Source organism: Devosia equisanguinis, assembly GCF_900631955.1.
Classification (GTDB): domain Bacteria; phylum Pseudomonadota; class Alphaproteobacteria; order Rhizobiales; family Devosiaceae; genus Devosia; species Devosia equisanguinis.
In genome coordinates this window covers 21,932-28,859 of sequence record NZ_UZWD01000005.1, presented here as the reverse complement: position 1 = coordinate 28,859, position 6,928 = coordinate 21,932, and the positions used below count along the sequence as shown (strand labels likewise).

Here is a 6,928-nt window from a genome sequence, read left to right as displayed (position 1 = left end):
GAGGGGAGGGACCGAGGGAGGGGGTCCATCAGTGAATCACTGCACTACCCCCCACCCCAACCCTCCCCCTCAAGGGAGGGGGCGCTAGAACGCGCCGTCAGTGACGGGACAGCTCCATGACCACACCCGACCCCACCTATCCGCCGCCGCGTCGGCTGAAGCCCTGGAATGCGGTCGAGCGCCGACTGGCCAAGATCGGCATTACCGGGCGCATGCTGGTGCTGGCCGCGCCGGCGCTGTGGCTGCTCGTCTTCTTCCTCATTCCCCTGGCGGTGGTGTTCGGCATTTCGCTCACCACCAAGCAGTTCGGCCGGCCGCCCTATTCGCCGCTGCTCACCACCGAGGACGGCATGGTGCAGTTGACCCTGCACCTCTCCAACTATGTCCGGCTGTTCAGCGACAATCTCTATGTCGCCGCTTATCTCTCCTCGATCCGCATCGCCTTCATCTCCACCGTCATCACCCTGCTGATCGGCTATCCGATGGCCTATGCCATCGCCCGCTCGCCCGATCCCTGGCGCAATATCCTGTTGATGCTGGTGGTACTGCCCTTTTTCACCTCGCTGTTGCTGCGCGTCTATGCCCTGACCGGTTTCATGCGCGGCAATGGTGTCATCAACCAAGTGCTGGGCGTGTTCGGCATCGAGCCGCTGGTGATGATGCAGACCGATTTCGCCGTCTATGTCGGCCTGGTCTATACCTATCTGCCCTTCATGATCCTGCCGCTCTATACGACGCTGGTGAAACTGGACGAGAGCCTGCTCGAGGCCTCTGCCGATCTCGGCGCCCGCCCCCTGCGCACCTTTTTGTCAATCACCCTGCCGCTGTCCCTGCCGGGGATCGTCGCCGGCTCCATGCTGGTCTTCATCCCGGCCATCGGCGAATTCGTCATTCCCTCGCTGCTGGGCGGCCCGGAAACGCTGATGATCGGCCGCGTGCTCTGGGACGAGTTCTTTACCGCCACCAACTGGCCGCGCGCCGCCGCCGTCGCCTGCGCCATGCTGGTCGTGGTGGTCGTGCCGATCATGCTGTTACAGCGCGCCCAGAACGCCGTGGTGGAGAAGTAAGATGTTCCGTCGTGGCTGGTTCCTGCCCATCGCCGCCGTCCTGGGTTTCGCGTTCCTCTATGCGCCCATCGTCAGTCTGGTGATCTTCTCGTTTAACGAGAACCGCCTGGTGACCGTGTGGTCTGGCTTCTCCTTCAAATGGTATGGCGAATTGTTCCGCGATCCGCAGATGCTGAGCGCCGCCTGGCTCAGCCTGCAGATCGCTGCGCTCGCCGCCACCATTGCCCTGGTGCTCGGCACGCTGGCCGCCATTGCCCTGGTGCGTTTCCGGCGCTTTCGCGGTCGCACCCTGTTCTCGGGCATGGTCTCGGCGCCGCTGGTCATGCCCGACGTCATCACCGGCCTGTCGCTGCTGCTGCTCTTCGTGGCCATGGAAAGCCTGCTCGGCTGGCCGCAGGGCCGCGGCATGCTGACCATCGTCATCGCCCACTCCACCTTCTGCACCGCCTATGTGTGCGTCGTGGTGCAGTCGCGTCTTTCCGACTTCGACCGCAGCCTCGAAGAGGCGGCGATGGATCTCGGGGCCTCGCCGCTGCGCACCTTCTTCGACATCACCCTGCCGATCATCGCCCCGGCTTTGGTCTCGGGCTGGCTGCTGGGTTTTACCCTCTCGCTCGACGATCTGGTCATTGCCAGCTTCGTCTCCGGCCCGGGCTCCTCGACTCTGCCGATGGTGATCTTCTCCAAGGTGCGGCTGGGCGTCTCGCCCGACGTCAATGCGCTGGCCACCATCATCATCGGCATCGTCGCCCTGGGCGTGCTGGCCGCCACCGTGATCCAGCTGCGCTCGCGCCCCAAAAAGGCGCGGGCCTGATCCCGGGCGGTTTCGTTCAGAAACCGTTCATATCGCGGTCAGACTCGCATGTTGGAGTGTGATGTTTTTGTGACTGGACACTTGTTCGGAACGGGCGCAAGCTCACCTCATGTTCAACCGAAGCAAAGGAGGTGATCCAGTGTCTTATGAGGTTTTGGTACTCGAGGAAGGTCTGGGTTTTCGTGTGTTGACTGGGAGTGATCTCGGCTAACAGCACACACCTCCCGGCTCTCGAGGCCGACAAGCTCAGGAAGGGCCGTCCCCAGGGACGGCCCTTTTCTGTTGCCGCTTTGGGCTTGACGCCGGGCCGCAAGCCATTGATACCGCTGGGCAGAATTTAGGGAGCCACCCAGATGTCCTCGGCCAATTTCGTCCTGACCCTCAGCTGCGCCGACCGCCCCGGTATCGTTGCCGCCGTCACCACGGAGCTCGCGGCGCTCAAGGCCAATATCGCGGAAAGCAATCAGTTCTGGGACCGCGAAACCGGCCGCTTCTTCATGCGCCTGGCCTTCACCGCGCCGGAAGGGGTGACGCGGGAAGTGCTTGAAAAGGCTCTGAAATCACCCATCGAGCGCTTCGAGATGAAGACCGCTCTGGCCGATGAAAGCCGCAAGAAGCGCATTGTCATCATGGTCAGCAAGTTCGACCATACCTTGCTGCATCTGCTCTATCAGATCCGTGTCGGCTGGCTCGACGCCGAGGTTGCGGCCATCATTTCCAACCACCAGGACGCCCGCAAGATCGCCGAAGACGCCGGCATTCCCTATCATTATCTGCCGGTGACCAAGGACAGCAAGGCCGACCAAGAGGCGCAGGTGCTCGACCTGGTCAAGTCCACCGGCGCCGATCTCGTCGTCCTCGCCCGCTATATGCAGGTGCTTTCGGACAATCTCTCCACCCGTCTTTTCGGGCAGGTGATCAATATCCACCACTCGTTCCTGCCCAGCTTCAAGGGCGCCAAGCCCTATCACCAGGCGCATGAGCGCGGCGTCAAAATCATTGGCGCCACAGCCCATTACGTCACTCCGGACCTCGATGAAGGCCCGATCATCGAGCAGGAAACCGCCCGCGTGACCCATGCGATGAGCCCCGACGACCTCGTCGCCGCCGGCCGTGACATCGAGAGCCGGGTGCTGGCGCGCGCGGTCAAGCTGCACCTCGAAAGCCGGGTCATGCTCAACGGCAAGAAGACGGTGGTGTTCGGCTGATCCGGCCGCCCCTGAGCGCGAAAGCGCCTCAGGCCGCCTCGACCGGCAGGTCCTCAAGATTGAGCGAGTCCGCGAGGCTCGTGCGGTCCAGCACCGCCCGGGTCGCCAGCGTAACACGCTCGAAAACATGGCGAATTTCGCAACTGGTCTCGTCGCCGCAATCTTCGCATTTTCTGTAGGCGATTTTTGAGAGGCACGGCAGGGGCGCGATCGGGCCATCGATCAGCCGCAGCACCTCGCCATACATGATTTCCTCCGGCGCCTTGATCAGCTCATAGCCGCCCATGCGTCCGCGGCGGCTGGAAACATAGCCCGCGCGCTTGAGTTCGAGCAGGATCTGCTCGAGGAATTTCTTCGGGATCGCCTGGTCGCGGGAGATTTCGCCGATCATGCGCGTCTGGCCGCGTTCCGCCCGGGCCAGAGACACCAGAGCGCGCAACGCATATTTGGCCTTTTGCGAAATCATGATCTGCTCGGTCCTCCCGCTGCTGTCAGGGCTTGGGTTCGGGCTCCACCGGCGGCACCACGGGCTTGGCCGCATCCTCCGGCTGGTCCGGCTCCTTTTCGGTCTCGTCCTGCCTTTGCACATCGGCCGCCTCGGGCGCAAGCGCCTTGCCCGCTTCGGGCTCCACCGGCGGCTGCGTTTCGGATTCCGGCTCAGCATCGACAATGATCTCGGCATCAACCGTGCTGACCACGTCATCGGTGGCTATGGGCTCGACCGCTGCCTCGCTGGCCTCGGCCAGTACTGCGGGTTCGGTTGCGCTGTCCACCACGTCCGCAATCGTGCTCTGCGGTTCGATCGCGACGGCCTCGACCACGACTGCGGTATTTTCTGGCTCGACCACAGGCACGTGCGGCACGATTTCGTCAATGGTGGCAGGGGCTTCGCCGACAATCGGGGTGTCGATAGCGATGATATCGGCAGCGGGAAGAAATTCGGCAACCGGCTCGCTCGTGACCTCAGCCTCCGCCGTTTCGGTCGGCAATGGCGCCTCGAGGACAGTCACTGTCTCGGGCTCAATAACAGGGGCAACCACCGTCTCGCTCGACGCTTCAGCGGCCGGCGCCTCCATCGGCGCGGTGATGACCGGTTCGATGGCGACAAGGCTCGCCTTGGCCAGCAGATTTTCCGACGCCGGCAGTTTCGGCTCTTCCGGCACGGGCGGCACAATCGTCCCCTCATCGCGCAGGAACGCCAGAATACCCTTGCCGATTTCACGCTCGCCACGGATCACCGTGGTGGCGCCGCAGCCGCGCAGGAACGTCTCCTCTTCCTCAGAATAGGCGCGGGCGACGATGCTGATGCCGGCATTGAGCTTGCGGCCGCTTTCGCAGACCGAGCCCGCCTCAAAGCCATTGGAAATGGCCACAAGCAGGCTGCGGGCCTCGGCGAGATTGGCGAGCTTCAGCACGTCCTGGCTGGCGGCATTACCGAAAACCACCTCAAAGCCTTCGGCGCGGGCGGCGGCAACGTCGTGGTCGGAATCCTCGATCACCACGAGTCCCCCACCCTCGGCCTTGATTCCGGCGGCAACGATGCGGCCGACCTGGCCATAACCCACGAGGATCGTGTGGTTTTTCTGCTGCGACGGTTCGCCGGTGTCATCGTCGGCGCCAGGGGCGCCACGATCAATGGCCGCTTCACTGGGCATGTCCGTGGTGGCCGGGCCCGTCGCGGCGCGCGACAGCGCATCGGGCTCGATACGGATATCGGCATCGGTAGCCACCGGCTTGGCACGGCTGGGGAAGCGGGCCTCCATGGCCGGACGGATCAGCTCGACGCCCCAGAACACCAGCGGGTTGAGGACGATGGAAATGAGCGCACCGGCCAGGATCAGGTCTTGGCCTTCCTGCGGCAGGATGGTCAGCGCCACGCCCATGCTGGCGAGGATGAAGGAAAATTCGCCGATCTGCGCCAGGCTCGCCGAAATGGTCAGCGCCGTGCCCACCGGTCGGCGGAAGGCCAGCACGATGGCAAAGGCCGCCAGCGACTTGCCGATGACGATGATGAACACCGTGGCCAGCACCGGCAGCGGATCGGTGAGGATGATGGTAGGGTCGAACAGCATGCCCACGGAGACGAAGAACAGCACCGAAAAGGCGTCGCGCAGCGGCAGGGTCTCGTTGGCAGCGCGGTGGCTGAGCTCGCTTTCGGAGAGGATCATGCCGGCAAAGAAGGCGCCAAGCGCCAGCGATACGCCGAACAGCACGGCAGAGCCCAGCGCCACGCCAAGGGCAATGGCCAGAACGGCCAGGCGGAACAGTTCGCGGCTGCCGGTATGCGCGGTGCCGTGCAGTGCCCATGGAATGAGGCGCCGGCCGACCACCAGCATGAAGCCGACAAAGGCGGCGACCTTGACCATGGTCAGGGCCAGGACGCCCCAAATACCGATATCGGTACCGATCAGCCGTTCGACAAAGGACACGAAGGGGTCGTGCACGCCGCTATCGATGCCGTTGAGCCCGGCAATGGCGGGCACCAGCACCAGCGCCAGCACCATGGCCAGGTCTTCGACAATCAGCCAGCCGACGGCGATGCGGCCGCGCTCGCTCTCGATCAGGCGACGGTCCTGCAGAGCCTTCAGCAGCACCACGGTAGAGGCCACCGAGAGGGCAAGGCCGAACAGCAATGCCGCCCCCAGCGACCAGCCCAGCATCAGACCGAGGCCGGCGCCGAGCAGGGTTGCAAAGCTGATCTGCGCCACCGCGCCGGGAATGGCCAACGCCCTGACGCTCATCAGATCCTTGAGCGAAAAGTGCAGGCCCACCCCGAACATCAGGAGAATCACGCCCAGCTCGGCGAGCTGCGCGCCAAGGGCCTGGTCGGCAACAAAGCCGGGGGTATAGGGGCCGACAAGAATGCCGGCAAAGAGATAACCCACCAGCGGCGGCAACCGGAACCGGTTGGCGATCATGCCGAAGATATAGGCCAGCACCAGACCCGCAACGATCGTCGTGATCAAGGGGGTGTCATGATGCATTTGAGCCTCCAGGCGGGCGGTGGGAGCAATTCAGGATGGGGCATTCAATCGGCCAGCGCAAGCCGCAAAGCCAAGTAGCCTCAGGGCTTTGGCGATCCGGCCGTGAAAGCCTATAGATCGGGTCAAGTTTGGCTGAACTTGGGCTGCCCGCCGATTTTACGGCGCGACGCTGGCGTCAGCGCTCGGCTGCGACCGGAGGCGGCGCCTCGTCGGTCGGGGCGTATTTGCTGAGCAGCGGCAATTGGGTCATCGAGAAGATGACGGTCAACGGCATGATGCCCCACACCTTGAAGGCCACCCAAAAATCGGTGGTCTGACTGCGCCACACCACTTCGTTGAGCACGGCGAGCACCACGAAGAACAGCCCCCAGTTCAGCGTCAGCTTCCACCAGCCCTCGGGCTTGAGCTTATAGACGTCGCCGAACACATATTTGAGCAGCGACTGGCCGAACATCAGCCCGCCCAGCAGCACTGCCGCGAACAGCACATTGGTGATGGTCGGCTTCATCTTGATGAATGTGTCGTCCTGCAGCCACAGCGTCAGCCCGCCAAACACCAGCACCACCGCACCGGTGACCAGCGGCATGACCGCGATCTTCTTGAGGATCAGTTTAGAGAGGATCAGCGAAATCACCATGGCGCCCATGAACCACGCAGTGGCCACGAAGATATCGGCGCGGGCATTGACGATGAAGAAGATGACCAGCGGCCCGAGCTCAAGCGCCAGCTTGGTGATCTGCGGCTTGATCTCGTCCCAGTTGACGTCCTGTTCGGCGGCTTTTTCGGTCATGTTTTCTTCCACGGCATTGGCGCCAATGTGGCGACATGAGCCCCTTGATGCAAGCGCCTAGGGGA

At 63.4% G+C, this 6,928-nt stretch carries 5 protein-coding genes and 1 pseudogene; 3 read left to right on the top strand and 3 right to left on the bottom strand.

Annotated elements, in window-relative coordinates; translation table 11 throughout:
- Nucleotides 1–116: 116 nt before the first annotated feature.
- The 3 genes from DEVEQU_RS02255 (at nt 117) to purU (ending at nt 3,089) form a co-directional block, all read left to right on the top strand.
- Nucleotides 117–1,067, top strand: a complete 951-nt coding sequence (locus DEVEQU_RS02255) for an ABC transporter permease subunit (protein ID WP_126148952.1) — start codon at nt 117–119, stop codon at nt 1,065–1,067.
- 1 nt (nt 1,068) lies between these two features.
- The gene (locus DEVEQU_RS02250) at nt 1,069–1,881 is read left to right on the top strand and encodes an ABC transporter permease subunit (RefSeq protein ID WP_126148951.1); all 813 of its coding nucleotides are present in this window, start codon (nt 1,069–1,071) and stop codon (nt 1,879–1,881) included.
- A gap of 353 nt (nt 1,882–2,234) precedes the next feature.
- Nucleotides 2,235–3,089 (top strand): formyltetrahydrofolate deformylase, encoded by an 855-nt coding sequence (gene purU / locus DEVEQU_RS02245; RefSeq protein WP_126148950.1) that lies wholly within the window; start codon nt 2,235–2,237, stop codon nt 3,087–3,089.
- A gap of 28 nt (nt 3,090–3,117) precedes the next feature.
- On the opposite strand, the gene DEVEQU_RS02240 is transcribed toward purU, so the two are convergent.
- From DEVEQU_RS02240 to DEVEQU_RS02230, 3 genes and pseudogenes are all read right to left on the bottom strand, one after another.
- Entirely contained in the window at nt 3,118–3,555 is a 438-nt protein-coding gene (locus tag DEVEQU_RS02240) for an RrF2 family transcriptional regulator (protein WP_126148949.1), read from the bottom strand.
- Between the two features lie 733 nt (nt 3,556–4,288).
- Nucleotides 4,289–6,073 (bottom strand): annotated as a pseudogene (locus tag DEVEQU_RS02235) (cation:proton antiporter domain-containing protein); the annotation flags it as partial.
- A gap of 175 nt (nt 6,074–6,248) precedes the next feature.
- Complete coding sequence (locus DEVEQU_RS02230) at nt 6,249–6,863, bottom strand: septation protein A (protein ID WP_126148948.1); 615 nt, start codon at nt 6,861–6,863, stop codon at nt 6,249–6,251.
- Nucleotides 6,864–6,928 lie beyond the last annotated feature (65 nt).